Genomic DNA, 18,416 nt, shown 5'->3' with positions numbered 1-18,416 from the left:
AAATCTGCCGGGGATTTGTTGCTGACATCACAATGTTCCTAATCAAGGCGGAAATGGACGTCGGTGAACCTAGGGGGATTCTGCGCCCGCAATAGCTTGCCTTCATGCCACTGAATTCCGGTTGCCGCACGTGGTGGAGAGTTCACCCACCGGATGTCGCGCACCCAGCCGGATGTCGCGCACCCAGCCGGATGTCGCGCACCCTTCCGGACGACCCGTGGCCCTGGAGTTCGGGGGGTAGGGGGAGTGTTCTCTTCTGGAGTATTTGTGTTGGAAGATTTGCCGGCTGCCTCAAGGGAATTCGGCGCGGAACTCTATCCTGTAAGCCTGAGCGAAGCGGCGATTGACTGCGAGGGGCAACCCAGTGAGCATCGTCACCAGAACACTTTTTGTCCCAGCCTTCGTCCCTGATTGCCTTCAAGGTCTCGCTAAAACCGTTTTGACTAGCAGTTTTATGGAAATCTCCGGGCGCTTTCCAGATCGGTTTGCCGATTTTTCTTTGCCGGGAAATGCGTGTAGAGTATTTACTCGTTGCCCCCTTAGCTCAGTGGTAGAGCGCGTTCTTGGTAAGAACGAGGTCGCCGGATCGATTCCGGCAGGGGGCTCTGAGTGAGAAGCTTTCTTGGCTTCTACTGGATTGTTTCTCACTTGTGGCGGCGTAGCTCAGCTGGTTAGAGCGCACGACTCATAATCGTGAGGTCCCGGGATCGAGTCCCGGCGCCGCTACCAAATCAAAGATCCTCAGCTTCGGCTGAGGATCTTTTTTTGGTTTCCGGGTTCGAAACGGTCTTCAGCGGACCTTGAGCGCTAAAGCCATTAAGGCTTAGTTGTCGGCACACTTTTCGGGGCCTCTGGTGCTGGCTTGCTGTGCCAGCGACAGCAGTCCTTGGAAGGCCTTCGTATCGAAAGTCGCCTCGTGGCCTGCTTGGTCATTGGCATCATGGCCGTGTACTTCGGTATGCAACCGTTGCATTTGCATATCGAGTTTCGTTGCAACAGCTGCCGCATCGGCGAGCTCCTGTACCAGATGCTCTGGAACCTCGCCCTCGTACTTGTAGAAAATCTTATGTTCCAGGCTTGCCCAGAAGTCCTGGGCGATGGTGCGGATCTGCAACTCCACTACAACGTCGACAGGGCCGTCGGACAAGAAGACCGGAATTTGCACAATCGCATGAACACTTTTATAGCCGCTAGGCTTCGGGTTCTTGATGTAATCCTTGATCTGGATGACCTTCAGGTCATTTTGAGCGGTCAAGGTGTTCAGGACCTTATAGATGTCCTTGACGAAACTGCAGGTGATGCGCACACCCGCAATATCGCTGAGGTTCTCGCGTATGGCAGTAAGAGACGGTGCGATATTCCGGCGGGCAACCTTGCGCATGATGCTCTCCGGAGTTTTCACCCGGGAACTGACATGTTCGATTGGATTGTATTTGTGCAAGTACAAGAACTCTTCGCGCAAGATCGAGACCTTGGTCAGTACTTCGTCCACCGCAAACTGGTATTCCATCATGAAGCGCTGGAAATCATGGTGGAAGGCCTTCGTCAATCGCTGCAACTCAGCCGGGGAAGGGGTAGTTCCAGCAGCTGAGATTGCCACTGCACGCGTCTCGTCATCAAATGGGACAGAAATCCTGGATCACCTCAACAGATTGTGGCCCGGCCCGCGGTACGTTTCCGGTGCAGTTTCAGCCTACGGGCATCTCCTAAGAATTAGGCCAGAACCAATCGGGAATTTGTTCAGCTAACTTTCGGACTTTGTGTATCGGCCAACCTGTCCGCCGGACCTGGCCATCTGCGGTGAACTATCGTTGGGAGGGGAAACTTCAGAAAGGTCCTGATGGAATTCGCTTCAGCTACCCGGCAGCTATGCCACGGCATCAGCTTCGCAGAACATGAACCCGCCCCGATGCTCCGGCTGCGCAGCGGTGAAACCTGGGGTACCGAGTACCTGGAAGCGGGGCGTTCACTGGCCCTGGAGATCGGAGAACTGAAGTTCTGCCTGGGCTACATCACGATGAAGGCCGACGGCTCGCGCAATACGCTGCCGTGCCCCAAGAACCAGGCCCTGCGCACCGGTACCCAATGCGAGAGCTGCCGCCGGCTGGACCAGTCGAAGTTCATGCACCATTTCCACAAGACGGGCGAAGCCCCCGAAGGCCTTCGCAAGTACCTGGAACAGCCGCACTTCTTGTATATAGCCAGCTTCGCCCACGGCGCGACCAAGGTCGGCACCACCTCGACCAGTAGCAAGTGGACCCGGCTGGCGCAGCAGGGCGCGGTCATTGCGCGTTATGTCGCCCGCGCCAACGACGGGGCGGCCATCCGGGTGCTCGAAGACCTGGTCACCGAGCATGTGGGCCTGAGCCAGCAGGTGAGGCAGAAGTCCAAGGTCAAGGGCTTGGCTAGCTGGGAACTGGACTACGCCCAGCTTGATCAGATCAACGCCGACGCAGCAGGCAGGGCCCGGGACTTCCTCGGCGCGCAGCGGGGCTTGGAGGCCTACGGCGTGCAATTGCGCGACGAGCTGTGGGAGCAGCCGGCTTTCGCCCGCCCAGTCATTGGCGCCTGGGATGCGCATGCGCTGCATGCCTGGACCACGGCCCTGCCCGGAAGCACCGTGAACCTGCGCATCCGCGGCGTGCTGGGACAGAGCATCCTCGCCGACAGCGGCGATGGCACCACCCTGCGCGTGCTGGATGCCGCCGAGCTGAAAACCCGCGAGGTCGCGGTGGTGGAGCAGCGCGGGGACTTCAAGGAAGAGCAATCCGCCTTGTTCTGAGACCAGAATGCTGTCGGGGGAGTCACGCGGAAATGCCCCGGCGGCAATGAGCGCTCCCGGCCCGGGCTGAACTAGACTTGAGCCATGACCAACACTCCTTGGGAATCCGCCTCGCCGCGCTACAAGAAGCTCGTCTTCGCCGCCATGGGCATCATGGGCGTGGGCATCATCCTGGCCATCATCGGCGCCAACATTCCGTCCCTGCCCACGGTCTACACCGCGATCGGCATCATGGTCATCGGCATGCTCTGCCACATCGCCAGCCTGGTTGTCCGGGCCAAGGACGCACGCCAGTGGCGCATCGAGAATGGCCTTGCCGCACCACGGAACAACAAGCGCCCCTCCGACGGGCAGAACTAGGCTCCCGCAAGAATTCCACAGTGTGACCGGGCAGCTGCGCCCGGATTTCGTATCCGGCGGCATCCACGCCCGGCCACGTCCAACAACGTTCAGGAGAACCCATGGGCATCAACCCTGACCTGGTAGGGCGCATCTACCCTGCCGGCGAGTCCTACCAGGTAGGCCGCGAGAAGATCCGCGAATTCGCCGCCGCCACCAAAGCCGCCAACCCGGCGCACTACGACGTGCAGGCAGCCCGCAAGCTGGGCTACAGCGACGTTGTCGCCCCGCCGACCTTCGCAATCATCATCGCACAGCGGGCCGATGCGCAGCTGATCTCCGACCCGGCCAGCGGCATCGACTTCTCCCGCGTGGTGCATGCCGACCAGCGATTCACCCACCACCGACCGATCGTGGCGGGTGATGAACTGCTCGCCGAGCTCTACGTGGACCAGGTCCGCGAGATGGGCGCCGGCGCGATGATCACCACCCGCGCCGAAATCACCACCGCGGCCGGCGAGAAGATCGCCACCACCGTTTCATCGCTACTGGTACGAGCTGAGGACTAAGCATGATTGAATTCGACAGCCTCGAAAAGGGACAGGTCATTGGATCGCACACGGTGCAGGTCAACCGCGCGGACCTGGTTCGCTATGCCGGAGCTTCGGGCGACTTCAACCCGATCCACTGGAATGAGCGCTTCGCCAAGGAGGTGGAACTGCCTTCGGTGATCGCCCATGGCATGTTCACCATGGGTTCGGTCATCGACCTGGTCTCGCAGTGGGTAGGGAACCCGGGCGCCATCATCGACTACCAGACCCGCTTCACCAAGCCGGTCGTCGTCGAGGACCCGGAAGGCTCCAACCCATCGGAGCACGAAGGCACCACCATCTCGGTGGAAGGCAAGGTCGGCGCCTTGGACGCCGAAGCCCGCACCGCCCGCATCGACTTGGCAGTCTCGGCCGATGGAGCCAAGGTGCTGCTCAAGTGCCAGGCAGTGGTGCAGCTCTAGGCATGCAGCTTCCAGGTGATGCGCAGCGGCCGGCAACCCAGTGGCGCAATGCGCTGATGGCCGCCTACCTGGCCAGCGGCCTGCTGATCTCGGCCCTGGTCTCGCGCTTGCCGGCGGTGCGCGACGCCCTGGCGCTAGACCACGCCAGTGTCGGCCTGCTGCTGCTGTGCCTGAGCGCAGGGTCCTTCCTGTCCGTGTCGGTCTCGGGGCAGCTGGTCCTGCGGCTGGGCGCCACCAGCGTCATGCGCATCGCCGCGACCCTGGCCGGCGGCTCGCTGATCCTCGTCGGCGTCGGTGCCGGGATCTTCGGCAGCGCCGTCATCTGCGGCATCTTCCTCTTCGCCCAGGGACTGGGCACCGCCTCATGGAATGTCGCCTCCAACGTCCAAGGCGCGGCCATGGAACGGGCTCTGGGCAAGAGCATCATGCCTGCCCTGCACGGCTTCTTCTCCATTGGCACGGTAATCGGCGCCGGTGCCGGCGCGCTGGGCGCACGCCTGCAGATCCCGCTGCAGTACCACTACGGCCTCATGGGCCTGGTCATCATCGCCACGGTGCTGTTCAGCGCGCGATTCTTCGGCGAAGACTTCAGCCGGACCCCGCGCACCAGCAGCAACGGGTCCTCGCTGAAGAAGGCCTGGACCGAACCGCAGACCGTGCTCCTGGGCGTGCTGGTGCTGGGCATGGCCCTGGCCGAAGGCGCTGCCGGAGACTGGGTGGCCATGGCGCTGGTGGACGGATACCAGACGAATGAAGGCGTGGGCGCCATCGGCTACGGCGTCTTCGTGGCCGCCATGACCCTGACCCGCCTGCTCTCCGGCGATTTGATCCTGCGGATGGGCAGGGTTTTCATGATCCGTGCCAGCGCCATCAGCGCGCTGGTTGGCGTGCTGCTCTTCGCCTTCGGCAACAATCTGCCCCTGGCCTTCGTGGCCTTGGCCATCTGGGGCATGGGCGTGGCCCTGACCTTCCCGTTGGCCATGAGCGCTGCCTCGGATGATCCGGTGCATGCCGCGACCCGCGTCTCGGTGGTGTCCACCATCGGGTACGGCGCGTTCCTCGGCGGCCCGCCCCTCCTGGGTCTGCTGGCCGAAGTCATCGGGCTGCTGCCGGCCCTGGGCTCCATCTCCATCCTGGTGGTTGTGGCCTTCTGCCTGTCCTCGAATGCCGCCGGACGCCGTGCCGGCGGCGAGCCCAAGGCCTAACTGGCCGGGCAGGAAGCCCACCCCTACCTCCTCATACGGAAAGTAAACTGAAGCAATGCTGAAGAACCTGACCACGACCCGCGTCGGCGGGCCAGCCCGGCAAATGGTGACCGCAACCAGCGAAGCTGAACTGGCTCACGCAGTAGCCGCCGCGGATGCCGCAGGGCAGGACGTCCTGCTCATTGGCGGGGGGTCCAACCTGGTGATCTCCGATGAGGGCTTCCCGGGTGTTGCCGTGCAGATTGCCACCCGTGGATTGCACCTGGACGAGCAGCCGAATGGCAAGGTGCTGCTGCGTGCCGCAGCCGGCGAGAACTGGGACACGACCGTTGAATACAGCTTGGCTGAGGGCCTGAGCGGGCTGGAAGCGCTCTCGGGCATCCCAGGGTGCACCGGTGCCACCCCGGTGCAGAACGTTGGAGCCTACGGTGCAGACGTGTCCCAGACCTTGGCGTGGGTGCGCGCCTATGACCGCGAGAGCGACCAGGTGCTCAAGCTGGATAACGCCGAGCTTGAATTCGCCTACCGGGAGTCGCTCATCAAGCGCACCAGCACCAATGGGTCCCCGCGCTATGTGGTCCTCGAGGTGGCGTTCCTGCTGGCCCGCGAGAACGAATCGGCTCCGATCCGCTACGCAGAGCTGGCCCGCCGGCTCGGGGTTGAAGCGGGAGACCGCGCCAACGCGCTCCAAGTGCGCCAAACAGTGCTCGAATTGCGCCGTTCCAAGGGCATGGTCTTTGATATCAAGGACGCTGACTCGCATTCCACCGGTTCCTTCTTCACCAACCCCATCGTTGAATCCAGCGTCCTGGACAAGCTTCCGCCGAACGCCCCGAACTACCCGGTGGAACAAGCCGGCTTCGTGAAGCTGTCCGCTGCGTGGCTTATCGACCAGGCCGGTTTCTCCAAGGGCTACGGTTTGGAGGGGACCGGCGGATTCGCGCTCGCCGATGGCCGCGCCTCGCTGTCCACCAAGCACACGCTGGCCATCACCAACCGCGGGGAAGCCACTGCCCAGGACATTTTGGCCATCGCCCGCTCAGTACGTGCCGGCGTGCAGGAACGTTTTGGAATTGAACTGGTCAACGAGCCGTTGCTGATTGGCGAAGTGCTCTAGGTGAAATGCTTCCCGGCGGTTGCCGGGGCAAGGAAGGAATGCCGTGGCGGAAGTATCCCTGCGAAAGCTCTGTCCAGCAGATATCGACCTGCTGGAGGTGAACTTCCAATCCGTCCAGGGCGCCGGCGAAGCCCAATGGTTCGGCTTCTGGGATACCAGCAAGCTGCGCAACCGCGTGGCCCAAGACCAGATGATCGGCAGCGCTGACGGTGCGCTGGCAGTTTGCCTGGGAGAGCAGGTCATCGGCAAAGCCGATTGGTTCACCGTCACGTCGTGGGGCCGGGCCAACACCTCTGCCTGCTGGGAAATCGCCATCGGCATCTTTGCCGAGTTCCGCGGCCTGGGCCTTGGCACCCGAGCGCAGGAGTTGCTTGTCGATTACTTGTTCTCCCATTACCCGCGGCATCGGATTCAGGCCACGACAGCCGCTGAAAACCTGGCTGAGCAGAGGTGCCTGGAGAAGCTGGGGTTCACCCGCGAGGGTGTAATCCGGCAAGCGCAGTGGCGTGCCGGTGCGTGGCATGACCAGCTGATCTATTCGCTGCTCAGGAATGAGTTGGCCCGCTAGCGCTCACCTGCAGGAAAATGGCACACAGCCCGGAACAGAAATCCTGTTCCGGGCTGTGTGCCATGGTTTGCGCTTCAGGGATGGCTAGAGGCGGCCCTGGGCAATAGCGAGCATGCGGCGCAGCGGCTCCGCTGCGCCCCACAGCAGCTGGTCGCCGACGGTGAAGGCCGAGATGTATTCCGGGCCCATTTCCAGCTTGCGGATGCGGCCTACCGGGATGTCCAAGGTGCCTGAAGCCGCGACCGGAGTCAGCTGGTCCACGGTCGCTTCCTTCTCGTTCGGGATGACCTTGGCCCACTCGTTGTCGGCTGCCAGTAGCGACTCGATTTCGGAGACCGGCAGGTCTTCCTTCAGCTTCAGCGTCAGTGCCTGCGAGTGCGAACGCATGGCGCCAATGCGGACGCACAGTCCGTCCATGATGATCTGCTGGTCGCCGGAAGTCTGCAGGATCTTGTTGGTCTCAACGCCTGCCTTCCATTCCTCGCGGGACTGGCCGTTGCCCAGATCCGCGTCGATCCATGGGATCAGCGAGCCGCCCAGCGGTACGCCGAACTGGGAAGCGTCGAGGTTTCCGCGCTGGGTTTCCAGGACCTTGCGGTCGATTTCCAGGATGGCGCTTGCCGGGTCAGCCAGTTCGCTGCCCACCGATGCGTTGATGTCGCCGAACTGGGTGAGCAGTTCGCGCATGTGGCGGGCTCCGCCGCCGGAAGCGGCCTGGTAGGTCATCGCGGTGCCCCACTCGACCAGGTTGTTCTTGAACAACCCGCCCAAGCCCATGAGCATGCACGAGACGGTGCAGTTGCCGCCGATGTAGTCCTTGGTGCCAGCGGCCAGTGATTCGTCGATCACCGAGCGGTTGACCGGGTCCAGGACGATGACGGAATCATCGTTCATGCGCAGCGAGGATGCGGCGTCGATCCACAGGCCGTCCCAGCCGGACTTGCGCAGCTCGGTGTGGACCTTGGTTGTGTAGTCGCCACCCTGGGCGGTGACGATAATCGGCAACTTCGACAGCGTGTCAATGTCGAACGCGTCCTGCAGCGGGCCGGAGCCCTCAGCGAATGCCGGGGCGTTGCCGCCAGCATTGGAAGTCGAGAAAAATACCGGGTCGATCTGGGCAAAATCGCCTTCGTCGAGCATGCGCTGCATCAGCACGGATCCAACCATGCCTCGGTAACCTACAAAACCAACAGATGAAGTCATGTCTCCATGGTAGGTGCGATGATCGGGCAGAGCCCGGTTCGTTACAAGAGTTAAAGCAGAATCACACCCAAGCCCCAGCAGGGTTCAGGTGTGATTCGGTACAGCGAAAGTTTTACTTTTCCTCAAGCAGCAGCTTGCGGTTCTTGATCGCCCACATCGCCGAGAAGATGAAGATCTGCGTGGGAACCAGCAATAGGATCAGTCCGAAAATCTTGTGGCCGCCCAGAACCATGAAGAAGCCGAGTACGGCCACTACCAATGCCAGCAGCGGGAAGAGCATGTATCCGAGAATGAAGAGTGCCTCGGGGTGCTGCTTGAGCTCTCCGATGTATTTTTTCATGGTCGTTCTAGTCCTTTTGGCGAAGCCAGGTTTCAAAGCGGTAGCGGGTACCGGTGGAGGAAGTATGCCAACGGGCAGCTTCCGATTCTTGGGATGGATCGCAAGCACCCAGAGCGAAGTCGGCGGTGAGCGCGGGTGCAGAGGTGTCTCCTTCGGGGGAGACATCAAGCTTGGTGACCACTGCGAGGTCCAGCAGGTCCAGTGCCTGTGCGTAGACCTTGCCGCCGCCAATGATCCAGACTTCTTCGCCGCCTTCGCTGCGCTGTGCCAGGGCAACGGCTTCTTCCAGGCTCGAGACGGGTACTGCGCCATCCTCGCTCAGTTGCCCATGGGCATCGGCCTGAGTGGTCAGCACGATGTTGGTGCGGCCTGGCAGGGGGCGGAACTTCGCCGGGAATGAGTTCCATGTGGTGCGGCCCATGATTACCGGATGGCCTGCGGTGGTGCGCTTGAAATGGGCCAAGTCCTCGGGAACATGCCATGGCATAGCACCGCCAGCGCCAATGATGCCGTTCTCGGCTTGGGCCCAAATGGCGCCAATTAGCGGTTGCGCTTCGTGCGCGTGGCGCGGATTGGAGGTCATACGGCTACGGTTCCCTTGATGGTCGGGTGGTGCTGGTAGTCGTTGACGCTGAAATCTTCCAGCGTGTAGTCGAAGATCGACTCTGGCTTGGAATTGAAGCTGAGCGTCGGGTATGGGTAGGGATCGCGGGAGAGCTGTTCCTTTACCTGTTCCAAGTGGTTGGTGTAGATGTGCACGTCGCCGCCGGTCCAGATGAACTCGCCTGGTTCCAGGTCGAGCTGGTGCGCCAGCATGCGGGTGAGCAGGGCATAGGAGGCGATGTTGAAAGGCACGCCCAGGAACATGTCTGCACTGCGCTGGTAAAGCTGGCACGAGAGCTTGCCTTCGGCGACGTAGAACTGGAAGAACACGTGGCATGGCGGCAGCGCCATGTTGTGGATTTCTGCGACGTTCCACGCCGAGACGATATGGCGGCGGGAGTCAGGGTTGTTGCGCAACGAGTCGACCAGCTGGGAAATCTGGTCAATGTGGCCGCCGTCGGGAGTTGGCCAGCTGCGCCATTGGACGCCGTAGACCGGGCCGAGTTCGCCGGTCTCATCAGCCCATTCGTTCCAGATACGAACGCCTTGGTCCTGCAGCCACTTCACGTTGGACTCGCCGCGCAGGAACCACAGGAGCTCGGCAGCCACAGACTTGAAGTGCACCCGTTTGGTGGTGATCAGCGGTAAAGAATCCTTCAGATCGAAGCGGATCTGGCGGCCGAATACCGACAGGGTTCCGGTTCCGGTGCGGTCTTCCTTGGAGGCACCGTTTTCCAGCACGTCTCGAAGCAGATCTTCATAGGGGGTCGCTATTGAACTCGTCATCATACCTGTCGTGCTGGTGGTCGGCGCTGGCTTATTCACACGTTCCAGTTTAGATCACTCAGGATGCTGCCGGAACAAGGCGCAAGGATGACCCTGCTCGCATTCGAGGCTAGCTGGCGGAAACCACCATGTCGTTGTATTCCGGGTAGCGGTGCAGGTAGTCCTGGACGTAGCTGCATTCGGGAATGATCTTCAGCCCTTCGTCGCGGAACTTGTCCAGAACCAGGGTCACCAGGGCACGAGCATATCCGCGGCGGCCGAATTCCTCATTGACGATGGTGTGCTGAATCGTGGCGATCCCGTCTTCTTCGTGGTAGCCGAGGAAGCCGACGAAAGTGGAACCGTGCCACAGAGAATAGCGGCCACGGCTCGCGTCGTGATCCAGACGCAGGCCATGGTGCACAATCTTCTCGACTGGCTGGTGCGGCTGCTTGGCAGTCATGGCATTACCTCATTCTCGGCTGTGACGTGTGTCCTATTTACAGTCTTATCCCTAATCGGAGCCAGATGCAACGGGTTGCGCCAAGCCATGAGAGAACACCTATGCACGGCATGCATTGGACGGGCAGCGGCCGCCGAGGCTAGTCGTGGTACGGCGTGTGGATCTCGAATGAGACGATGCGCGGCTTGCCGGCTTGGACCTGCTGTGCAACGATCAAGGATCCTGGTTCCAAATAGGGATCTTGATCCGGCAGCGCCTGGGCCAGTTCAGCGGTGGAGTTCTTTGCGAGGACCTCCAGTACGAAGGGCAGCACCGGCCGATGCGTGCAAATGACCTGGGAACGGTACTTGTCGAACAGCTTCTGCACGGCCTTGCGGGCTCGCTCAGGCTTGCGCGTGGCAGCATGTTCGGTCAGTGCCTTGATGCTCTTGAGGCTCAACGCGTGCAAGGCTGCGTAGGGCGTAATCGTCTGTACGCAACGCATCCACGGCGAAGAAGCCACGTGCATAGGCTTCCACGCTTCGAGCATCCGCGAAACAGCCTGCGCTTGGCGCCGTCCGGTCGCCGCCAGCGGGCGGTCGCCCTCGGCGCGCGTCCATTTGCCACGCGGCTTGGCCTTGGCATGGCGGACGATCAGCACCGGGTGCGTATCGAGCACGCCAGCGTCATGGGCCCGCACCAGGTCGTCCAGCGGCTGGTTGTCGGTGGCCGCGGACAGCATCCTGGCAGCTTTCTTGGGGCTGACCCAGCGCGTCTCGTCGCATTCTGCGCCGTCGGGTTCGATCACCGTCTGCGGATCGGTCTTGGCCGCCCAGTAGTAGACGACCTTGGTTTTCTGCCCGACTGTGTAGGCAGTGGCCGAAAGCGGGATGCCCAAGGTTATGCGCAACCCGATTTCCTCGCGGACCTCGCGCAACGCGCACTCTGCGATGGATTCGCCCTGGTCCAGCTTTCCCTTGGGCCAGGACCAGTCGTCGTACTTGGGACGGTGGATCAAGAGAACTTGCAGTTTGCCGTCCTTCAGCCTCCAGGGGATCGCCCCGGCAGCCACGATGTCGTATTCGCCAAGGCGGATTTCCTCGGCGTCTGCGGATCGGATGATGTCACGAGCCCTGGTGCGGGTATCGCGCAGCTCTGATTCGTTCACTAGCTGTTACGTCCACTGTTCCGTCGGCGGGCATGTTCTTCTACTAGCCAGAACTGGACATCGGAGAGCGGCTTGCCATCCTCGTCCTGGTAATGGCGGATCCATTCTCCATCGGAGTTCAAGTGCCAGGAAGCGGTCTTGTCATCCATGTAGCGGGCCAGCAGCGTGATCATGCGATCGATGTCTTCCGGGTTGCGCAGCGAAACCAGGGCTTCCACGCGCCGGTCCAGGTTGCGGTGCATCATGTCGGCGGAGCCGATGTACACCAGTGGATCTCCGCCATTTTCGAACATGAACACGCGGCTGTGCTCAAGGAAACGGCCAAGGATGGAACGCACTTCGATGTTCTCGCTCAGTCCGGGGACACCCGGGCGCAGGGCGCAGATGCCGCGAACAATGACTTCCACCTTGACGCCTGACTGGCTGGCCCGGTACAGCGCATCGATGATGGCTTCATCCACGATCGAGTTGACCTTGATGACGACCTTCGCCGGCTTGCCCGCGGTGGCGTTGACGATTTCCTTCTCGATGTGCGCCAGCAGTCCGGTGCGTACCGAACGCGGAGCAACCAGCAAACGGTTGTATGTCGAGCGCGGGGCGTAGCCCGAGAGCTGGTTGAAGAGCTTGGAGATATCCTCGCCAACCTCGTCGTCGCAGGTGAGCAAGCCGAAGTCCTCGTAGTAGCGCGCGGTGCGCGGGTGGTAGTTTCCGGTGCCGATATGGCAGTAGCGGCGCAGCTTGTCGCCTTCGCGGCGAACCACCAGGGAGAGCTTGGAGTGGGTTTTCAGGCCAACGATGCCGTAGACCACGTGCACTCCGGCCTGCTCCAGCTTGCGAGCCCAGGAGATGTTGGCCTGCTCGTCGAAGCGCGCCTTGATTTCCACCAGGGCCAGGACTTGCTTGCCGGCTTCTGCCGCGTCGATCAGCGCATCGACAATTGGCGAGTCGCCGCTGGTGCGGTACAGGGTCTGCTTGATGGCCATGACCTTCGGGTCAGCTGCGGCCTGTTCCAGGAAGGCCTGCACGCTGGTGGAGAAGGAATCATAGGGATGGTGAAGCAGGATGTCGCGGCGGCGTACGGCCGCGAACACATTGGCGGCCTTGGCAGTTTCCGATTCGTTCAGGTAGTTGGAAGTATGGCCGACATGCTTGGTGTAGTGCAGCTCGGAACGATCCAGCGATGCGATGACACCGAGGCCGCGCAGGTCCAATGGGGTGGGAAGCTTGAAGACCTCGTCCTCTTCCACACCTAGTTCGCGCGTGAGCAGTTCCATGATTTCGGGGTTGATGTCATCGGCGACCTCCAAGCGAACCGGTGGACCGAAGCGGCGGCGCAGCAATTCCTTCTCCAGCGCCTGCAGCAGGTTTTCTGCATCGTCTTCTTCAACTTCCAGGTCTTCGTTGCGGGTAACGCGGAAGAAGTGGTGCTCAACGATTTCCATGCCGGGGAACAGCAGCTCCAGGTGTACCGCGATGAGCGCTTCGAGCGGGATGAAGCGGGCGGTGCGCAGCGACGAGTGCGCAGCGCGGGTGCCGTCGATGCTGATCAGGCGGGCGATGGTGTCCGGCACCTTCAAGCGGGCGAAGAGTTCTTTGCCGGTCAATGGGTTGCGGACTACCACAGCCAAGTTCAGCGAGAGGCCGGAAATGTAGGGGAACGGGTGGGCGGGGTCAACGGCCAGCGGGGTGAGTATCGGGAACACCTGGGAAACGAACCATTTGGAAAGCAGTTCTCGTTCGGAGGCCGAAAGGTCTTCCCATGTGGTGATGCGGATCCCTTGCTCGGTCAAATCCGGGTAGACCGAGTCGGCGAAGACCTTGGCGTGGCGGGTCTGCAGTGCGTGGGCCGAGGAGAGCAGCAGCTCCAGCTGGTCTACCGGGTTCATGCCGTTTGCCGCTGGCACTGCCAGTCCTGCGTGGATGCGGCGCTTCAGCCCGGCAACGCGAACCATGAAGAACTCATCGAGGTTCGAGGCGAAGATGGACAGGAAGTTCACACGTTCCAGCAATGGCAGATCGGTGTCTTCGGCCAGTTCCAGTACACGGGCGTTGAAGTGCAGCCAGCTGAGCTCGCGGTCAAGGAAACGTTCATTTTTGAATCCGCCATCAGGATGCAAGTCCGGCAGCGAATCGGCAGGTTCTATGCGGTCCTCGTTGACTTTCGAAGAAGGGACATCGCGTAGTTGAGTACCAGTTTCCTTGGGGTAGCTATTCATCTGCTGAACTCACTTCTTTCCTGCAAGTGGACGCTAAAGACACCGCTAGTGGCAGTCCCGAAATAATCGGAACTGCCGATACCCCTAGTCTATCTTCTGCGGACCGTACATGATGTCGGCATCCCAAAGTGTGAAGCCCAGCGAGCGGTAGAGCTTCACCGCTACCTCATTATCGGCATCGACGTACAGGATCACCGCATCAACGCCCAATTCAAGCAGGTAGTTGACGCCGGTGGTGGTCAAGGAACGGCCCAAGCCCAGTCCCTGCGCCTCGGGAACCACCCCGACAACATAGACTTCGCCGGTGGGACGTGCCGCGTCAGCGGAGGCAGGATGGATCTTGGTCCAGTGGTAGGCGAGCAGATTCTCCTCCGCATCGAATGCGAGGAAGAAGCCGGTTGGATCGAACCAGTCCTCGGACATGCGTGCTTCGAGGTCGTCGAGGGTCAGCGAGCCCTGCTCGGGATGGTGGGCGAAGGACTTGGCGTTGGCTTCCAGCCACTGCGGCTCATCCTCGCCAACCCGGAACGTGCGAACCGTGATGCGGCGGTCAATCGGGGATTCTTCCAAATAATCGGTGCCTTCGCGGCGCATCCGGAACAGCTCGCGTACGCGGTTCAGTCCTACGCCGGCGGCCAGCTTCTTGGCCGCCTCGTGGTCGCCGTGCGCCCACGCCTGGATTTGCGAGAGGTCCAGCAGCTCGCCGAGCTTGCCCAACAGGGCGCGGCCAATACCGGCCCGACGATGCTCAGGGTGGACCACCAGTTCCAGGACCCAAGGGTGCTCCTCGGATTCCCGAACCGCGACAGCCACACCGGCCAACGTGGAATCCGCACCTTCACCGGCTTCAGCGAGCAGTGCAATTAGATTTCCGTTTGACTCATCGGCTGCCAAGGCCACCAGGGTCTGATCGCTCAACGGCGGATTGCCATCGGCTTCCTGCGCATCGAGTGCTAGTTGACGCACGTCGGACAGCACCCGTTCATCAAGCTCACCGGGGACGTGCTGAATGGAAACAGTGTTCTGTGGCAGTTCGCTCATGCATTTCACGATAGTCGCAAAATGTGGGAAGTGGGTAGGAGTTATCCGAAAGTTATGATTCGGTGTGGAAGCGGTAGCCGACGTTGCGCACCGTTCCAATGAGCTGCTCATGATCGGTGCCGAGTTTCGCGCGCAAACGGCGCACATGCACGTCAACGGTACGGGTGCCGCCGTAGTAGTCGTAGCCCCACACCTCATGCAGCAGCTGCTCGCGGGTGAAGACCCGACCGGGAAACTGCGCGAGGTACTTGAGCAGTTCAAACTCTTTGTATGTCAGGTCCAGCATGCGGTTATCGATACGGGCGGTGTAGCTCAACTCATCGATGCGCAGGCCCGAAGAGCTTTCGGGCTCGACCTGCGCCTGGGCAGGCGCCGATGCGCGTGAGAGCATCAGACGGATGCGTGCATCAAGTTCGGCAGGAATCGCGGAAGGCAGCAGGAAATCCGTCGCGTGCCAGTCCGAATTCAAAATGCCCAGTGCGCCCTCGCTGACAACCAGCAGCAAGGGGAGATTCAAGTTGGCGTGCAAGAGCTGTGCCAAAGAGCGAGCCGGAATCAGATCGGTGCGGGCATCGAGAATGAGCGCATCGCATTCCGGGAGTTGGCTCAGCGACTCTGTGGTTGCAGGGAAGAATGAAATCTCGTGCATCAACAGTTCAAGTGCCGGAAGAACTTCAGCGGCATTTTCGGCATGATTACTTAGGAGCAGTAGGTGAGCCAATCGGTCTGCCTCCTGCCAGATAGTTGCGAAAAAATCACTTTTACGTGTCACAGTATAAGGAATGAATCAGTTGAAGCACGCATGTGAACACGCAAGTGCGGACACATTACCGTCAGGAATCGGAATTTGAGAATCAAGGTTTTATTCAGTGGGCTCGTTGCAGCAGCACTGCTTGTCATTGCCGCAAGTCTGGATTCGATGAGCTGGCTGATGGGTGTGCTCACCGCGGTATTGCAGCTGATTTTCGCCTATACGTGGCCCCGCATGGTTCGCTCCGATGCGCCATGGCCGATCACCATCATCTTGGCGCTATGCTCGTTGGCTGCCACGGCCTTGGCCATGTTCCTGCCGGGCGGGTCGATGATGTCACATAGCGTCGAAGTCATCGCGGTTGGCGTGCTTCTGGTATTTATCAGCCAAGTATTGCGCGGTGCAGAAGCCGAAGGCCGGTTGGCCGGCGTGGTTTCCGGTGTCACTGGCATTGTCCTGGGCGTGCTCGGTTCTGCCTGGGCCGCCAGCGCTTACGCGCCATACGGCTTTGGGTTGACCGTGATCACCGTGGTCGCGCTGCTCGGGGCCGGCGCGGTGTCTGCAACCCGACTTCCGAACCGGATGACGATGATTCTTGCGCCGGTGGTCGCTGCCGCATTGGGCGCGGCGTCCAGTGCGTTGCCCATGGATCTGCTTTGGTACCAGGGTGCGATCCTCGGGTTGCTGGCAGGACTGCTGGTTGGTTCGTTACGCGCCTTGGCTTTGGTCAGCCGCAGCGTGCGCAATCTGAGTGGAATCCTGGGCTTGGCCTGCGCCATCTTGCTGATGAGCGGTGCTGTCAGCTGGTATGCGATGGAAGTTCTGGCATTCATTTAACGGTGAGCGGTTCAAATATGATGCAAGCTGCGTCACGCGTGTCGAAGTTGTCCGGGCTCGCACGCTAAGATGAAGCCATGAATGAAAATTACCTTGCAATCGAAATTTTCTTCCAGGCACTTGTAGTGATCGCCGGTCTCGGAATGGCCGGGTTCGCGGGCCTGGTAGTGAAGCGCCTCTTCCAGGGCCAGAAGTAGAAACAGCGCACACAACAACGTGTGCGCTGTTTTCTTTTCATCACTAACTAAATTAGGAGCGAGTAGTCCATGGCCTTTGACATACCTACGGACCTCACCCCGGAACTTGTACCTTTCGCTTGGCTCATTGGCACCTGGGAAGGTGCCGGCCGTCTTGGCGAAGGCGAAGCCGAGGACGAGTACTTCTGGCAGCAAGTCATCTTCCGCGACCTTGGCGGCCCTTACCTTGAATACCGCAGCGAAGCCTGGTTGACAGAAGCCGATGGCACGAAGCTGCGCATCCTGGCGGTTGAATCCGGATTCTGGTCGCTGGACCGCGAACAGCAGGATGCCGATGCGGGTCCTGGCATGGTGCCGGGGGATATCTTCCCGGTATTGCGTTCGGCTGACGATGTGCAGAAGCTGCACACCGAGGACGGCTTCAAGATCCAGGCGCATATCGTCCGGCCTGATGGCATCTCAGAGCTGTATTACGGCCTGATTGATGGGCCGCGTATTCAGCTTGCCACCGAGAGCCTGCTGCGCAGCAAGAATGCCCAGGCTTACGCATCGTCCACTCGCATCTACGGTCTGGTCAATGGCGAGCTGTTCTGGCGCTGGGATGTCTCCAAGGGCAATATGGACCTCCAGGCGCACGCCTCCGCGGCGCTCAAGCGTGTCACGGCCGAAGGGACGGCGAACTGATCATGGCCGCTGGATACCGTTCAGTTCTGCTCGATCGCGCTGGGGCTGTGGAAGCTGGCGGTGTTGATGCCGGTGTCGCAGCCCACTACGGCGCGCCGACCCGTGAAGCACGCAAGCTCGCCGAGGGCCAGGCAGTTGCCGATCTGAGCCACTTCGACGTTGTCGAGATTCGGGGCGAGGATCGGCAGAGCTGGCTCGATACGCTCAGCAGCCAGCGAATTTCCCATCTGAACCCAGGGGGCAGCACCCAGGCGCTGTTGCTTTCGGTCCAGGGTCGCATTGAGCACGAGATGAAGGTGCTCGCCGCCGAAGACCGATTGCTGCTGATTGTTGAACCGGGCGCCGGGGCAGCGTTGGAGCAGTTCTTGAACTCGATGCGCTTCATGCTACGCGTTGAGGTCAATGACCTTTCCTCCAGCTATGGCGTGCTGGCAGCTACCCGCAAGATCGGCACCGCTGGATCGCTGGTCTGGGAGAACCCATGGCCAGGCATTACCGAGGGCGGGTGGGCCTATTCCCGCGAAGACCACCCAGGCAAGGAACGTCCATGGTTCTTGCACATCGTGGAGCTGGAGAATCTGGCCGAAGCCGTAGGTGACGAAGAACTAGCCGGCATGATGGCTGTCGAAGCCTTGCGCATTGCCGCGTGGGAACCGCGTTTCGGCGCTGAGATCGACGACAAGACCATTCCCCACGAGCTGGACTGGCTGCGTACCTCGGTGCATTTGAACAAGGGCTGCTACAAGGGCCAGGAAACGATTGCCCGCGTGCACAACATTGGCCACCCGCCGCGCCGACTGGTGTTCTTGGACCTTGACGGTTCCATGCACACGTTGCCTGCCGCCGGCGCCGAAGTGAAGCTGGGAGAACGCACGGTAGGCCGGATTACTTCCGCGACCTTGCATTATGAAGCCGGGCCCATCGCCTTGGCCGTGGTCAAGCGCAACGTCGATCCGGAAGCGGAATTGGCCGTGATTGATGGTGAAACGAGCTATCCGGCGACGCAGGAAGTCATTGTGGCTACCGATGCCGGCCAGGTCGCTGGGCGCTTTACCGGGTTCCTGAGGACTCCGCCCCAAGGCTAGAAGCCTACGACAAGGGCGTGGGGTGAAATGCTTTCCAAGGCATTTCACCCCACGCCCTTGT

General features: G+C 61.0%; 20 protein-coding genes and 2 tRNA genes. 12 read left to right on the top strand and 10 right to left on the bottom strand.

What is annotated here, in order from left to right:
• Positions 1–533: 533 nt before the first annotated feature.
• Both ACR9WD_RS11755 and ACR9WD_RS11750 read left to right on the top strand, forming a co-directional pair.
• Positions 534–605: transfer RNA gene (locus ACR9WD_RS11755), tRNA-Thr, on the top strand.
• A 47-nt stretch (positions 606–652) separates the two neighbouring features.
• Positions 653–729: transfer RNA gene (locus tag ACR9WD_RS11750), tRNA-Met, on the top strand.
• Positions 730–823: 94 nt separating this feature from the next.
• On the opposite strand, the gene ACR9WD_RS11745 is transcribed toward ACR9WD_RS11750, so the two are convergent.
• Positions 824–1,600, bottom strand: coding sequence for a GTP pyrophosphokinase (locus tag ACR9WD_RS11745; protein ID WP_052253876.1), 777 nt, complete (start codon positions 1,598–1,600; stop codon positions 824–826).
• A gap of 240 nt (positions 1,601–1,840) precedes the next feature.
• Here ACR9WD_RS11745 and ACR9WD_RS11740 point away from each other — a divergent pair, with 240 nt between their 5' ends.
• The 7 genes from ACR9WD_RS11740 to ACR9WD_RS11710 all read left to right on the top strand — a co-directional run bounded on the left by ACR9WD_RS11740 (position 1,841) and on the right by ACR9WD_RS11710 (position 7,023).
• A complete protein-coding gene (locus ACR9WD_RS11740; RefSeq protein WP_083586566.1) occupies positions 1,841–2,782 on the top strand; it encodes a DUF2797 domain-containing protein in 942 nt (313 codons plus the stop codon).
• Between the two features lie 84 nt (positions 2,783–2,866).
• Entirely contained in the window at positions 2,867–3,142 is a 276-nt protein-coding gene (locus ACR9WD_RS11735; protein WP_434922120.1) for a hypothetical protein, read from the top strand.
• 101 nt (positions 3,143–3,243) lie between these two features.
• A complete protein-coding gene (locus tag ACR9WD_RS11730; RefSeq protein WP_073705879.1) occupies positions 3,244–3,690 on the top strand; it encodes an FAS1-like dehydratase domain-containing protein in 447 nt (148 codons plus the stop codon).
• A 2-nt stretch (positions 3,691–3,692) separates the two neighbouring features.
• Complete coding sequence (locus ACR9WD_RS11725; RefSeq protein ID WP_038992237.1) at positions 3,693–4,133, top strand: MaoC family dehydratase; 441 nt, start codon at positions 3,693–3,695, stop codon at positions 4,131–4,133.
• Between the two features lie 2 nt (positions 4,134–4,135).
• Positions 4,136–5,338 (top strand): MFS transporter, encoded by a 1,203-nt coding sequence (locus ACR9WD_RS11720; RefSeq protein WP_434922119.1) that lies wholly within the window; start codon positions 4,136–4,138, stop codon positions 5,336–5,338.
• 55 nt (positions 5,339–5,393) lie between these two features.
• Positions 5,394–6,455, top strand: a complete 1,062-nt coding sequence (locus ACR9WD_RS11715; protein ID WP_149597150.1) for a UDP-N-acetylmuramate dehydrogenase — start codon at positions 5,394–5,396, stop codon at positions 6,453–6,455.
• Positions 6,456–6,498: 43 nt separating this feature from the next.
• Complete coding sequence (locus ACR9WD_RS11710; RefSeq protein WP_149597149.1) at positions 6,499–7,023, top strand: GNAT family N-acetyltransferase; 525 nt, start codon at positions 6,499–6,501, stop codon at positions 7,021–7,023.
• Between the two features lie 84 nt (positions 7,024–7,107).
• Here ACR9WD_RS11710 and asd read toward each other — a convergent pair whose 3' ends face one another.
• The 9 genes from asd to ACR9WD_RS11665 all read right to left on the bottom strand — a co-directional run bounded on the left by asd (position 7,108) and on the right by ACR9WD_RS11665 (position 15,522).
• Positions 7,108–8,226 carry an aspartate-semialdehyde dehydrogenase gene (gene asd, locus ACR9WD_RS11705; RefSeq protein ID WP_038992233.1) on the bottom strand — a complete coding sequence of 373 codons (1,119 nt, stop codon included), beginning with the start codon at positions 8,224–8,226 and terminating at the stop codon, positions 7,108–7,110.
• A gap of 112 nt (positions 8,227–8,338) precedes the next feature.
• Positions 8,339–8,566: an NF038396 family protein gene (locus ACR9WD_RS11700; protein ID WP_038992232.1), complete on the bottom strand. Its 228-nt coding sequence runs from the start codon at positions 8,564–8,566 to the stop codon at positions 8,339–8,341.
• Positions 8,567–8,573: 7 nt separating this feature from the next.
• Positions 8,574–9,149 carry a dihydrofolate reductase gene (locus ACR9WD_RS11695; protein ID WP_149597148.1) on the bottom strand — a complete coding sequence of 192 codons (576 nt, stop codon included), beginning with the start codon at positions 9,147–9,149 and terminating at the stop codon, positions 8,574–8,576.
• Positions 9,146–9,955 (bottom strand): thymidylate synthase, encoded by an 810-nt coding sequence (locus ACR9WD_RS11690; protein WP_149597147.1) that lies wholly within the window; start codon positions 9,953–9,955, stop codon positions 9,146–9,148. The genes ACR9WD_RS11695 and ACR9WD_RS11690 overlap by 4 nt, the downstream gene beginning before the upstream one ends.
• Positions 9,956–10,064: 109 nt before the next feature.
• Positions 10,065–10,397, bottom strand: coding sequence for a GNAT family N-acetyltransferase (locus tag ACR9WD_RS11685; RefSeq protein ID WP_066140787.1), 333 nt, complete (start codon positions 10,395–10,397; stop codon positions 10,065–10,067).
• Positions 10,398–10,536: 139 nt separating this feature from the next.
• On the bottom strand, positions 10,537–11,544 hold the full coding sequence (locus ACR9WD_RS11680; RefSeq protein WP_246857055.1) for an NUDIX hydrolase: 1,008 nt from the start codon (positions 11,542–11,544) through the stop codon (positions 10,537–10,539).
• Entirely contained in the window at positions 11,544–13,760 is a 2,217-nt protein-coding gene (locus ACR9WD_RS11675) for an RNA degradosome polyphosphate kinase (RefSeq protein WP_038992229.1), read from the bottom strand. The genes ACR9WD_RS11680 and ACR9WD_RS11675 overlap by 1 nt, the downstream gene beginning before the upstream one ends.
• An 84-nt stretch (positions 13,761–13,844) precedes the next feature.
• The gene (gene mshD, locus ACR9WD_RS11670) at positions 13,845–14,801 is read right to left on the bottom strand and encodes a mycothiol synthase (protein WP_121867134.1); all 957 of its coding nucleotides are present in this window, start codon (positions 14,799–14,801) and stop codon (positions 13,845–13,847) included.
• Positions 14,802–14,853: 52 nt separating this feature from the next.
• Positions 14,854–15,522, bottom strand: a complete 669-nt coding sequence (locus ACR9WD_RS11665) for a winged helix-turn-helix domain-containing protein (protein WP_073705886.1) — start codon at positions 15,520–15,522, stop codon at positions 14,854–14,856.
• A gap of 198 nt (positions 15,523–15,720) precedes the next feature.
• On the opposite strand from ACR9WD_RS11665, the gene ACR9WD_RS11660 reads away from it, so the two are divergent.
• The 3 genes from ACR9WD_RS11660 to ACR9WD_RS11650 all read left to right on the top strand — a co-directional run bounded on the left by ACR9WD_RS11660 (position 15,721) and on the right by ACR9WD_RS11650 (position 18,355).
• Positions 15,721–16,389, top strand: a complete 669-nt coding sequence (locus ACR9WD_RS11660; RefSeq protein ID WP_038992227.1) for a hypothetical protein — start codon at positions 15,721–15,723, stop codon at positions 16,387–16,389.
• 266 nt (positions 16,390–16,655) lie between these two features.
• Positions 16,656–17,270 (top strand): FABP family protein, encoded by a 615-nt coding sequence (locus ACR9WD_RS11655; protein WP_190263827.1) that lies wholly within the window; start codon positions 16,656–16,658, stop codon positions 17,268–17,270.
• Positions 17,271–17,272: 2 nt separating this feature from the next.
• On the top strand, positions 17,273–18,355 hold the full coding sequence (locus ACR9WD_RS11650) for a YgfZ/GcvT domain-containing protein (RefSeq protein WP_121867132.1): 1,083 nt from the start codon (positions 17,273–17,275) through the stop codon (positions 18,353–18,355).
• Positions 18,356–18,416: the final 61 nt, after the last annotated feature.

It is taken from the genome of Glutamicibacter sp. PAEs-4, from assembly GCF_051161755.1.
Classification (GTDB): Bacteria; Actinomycetota; Actinomycetes; order Actinomycetales; family Micrococcaceae; genus Glutamicibacter; species Glutamicibacter nicotianae.
The sequence above is the reverse complement of the archived record's forward strand: the minus strand, read 5'-3'. Positions and strand labels throughout refer to the sequence as shown.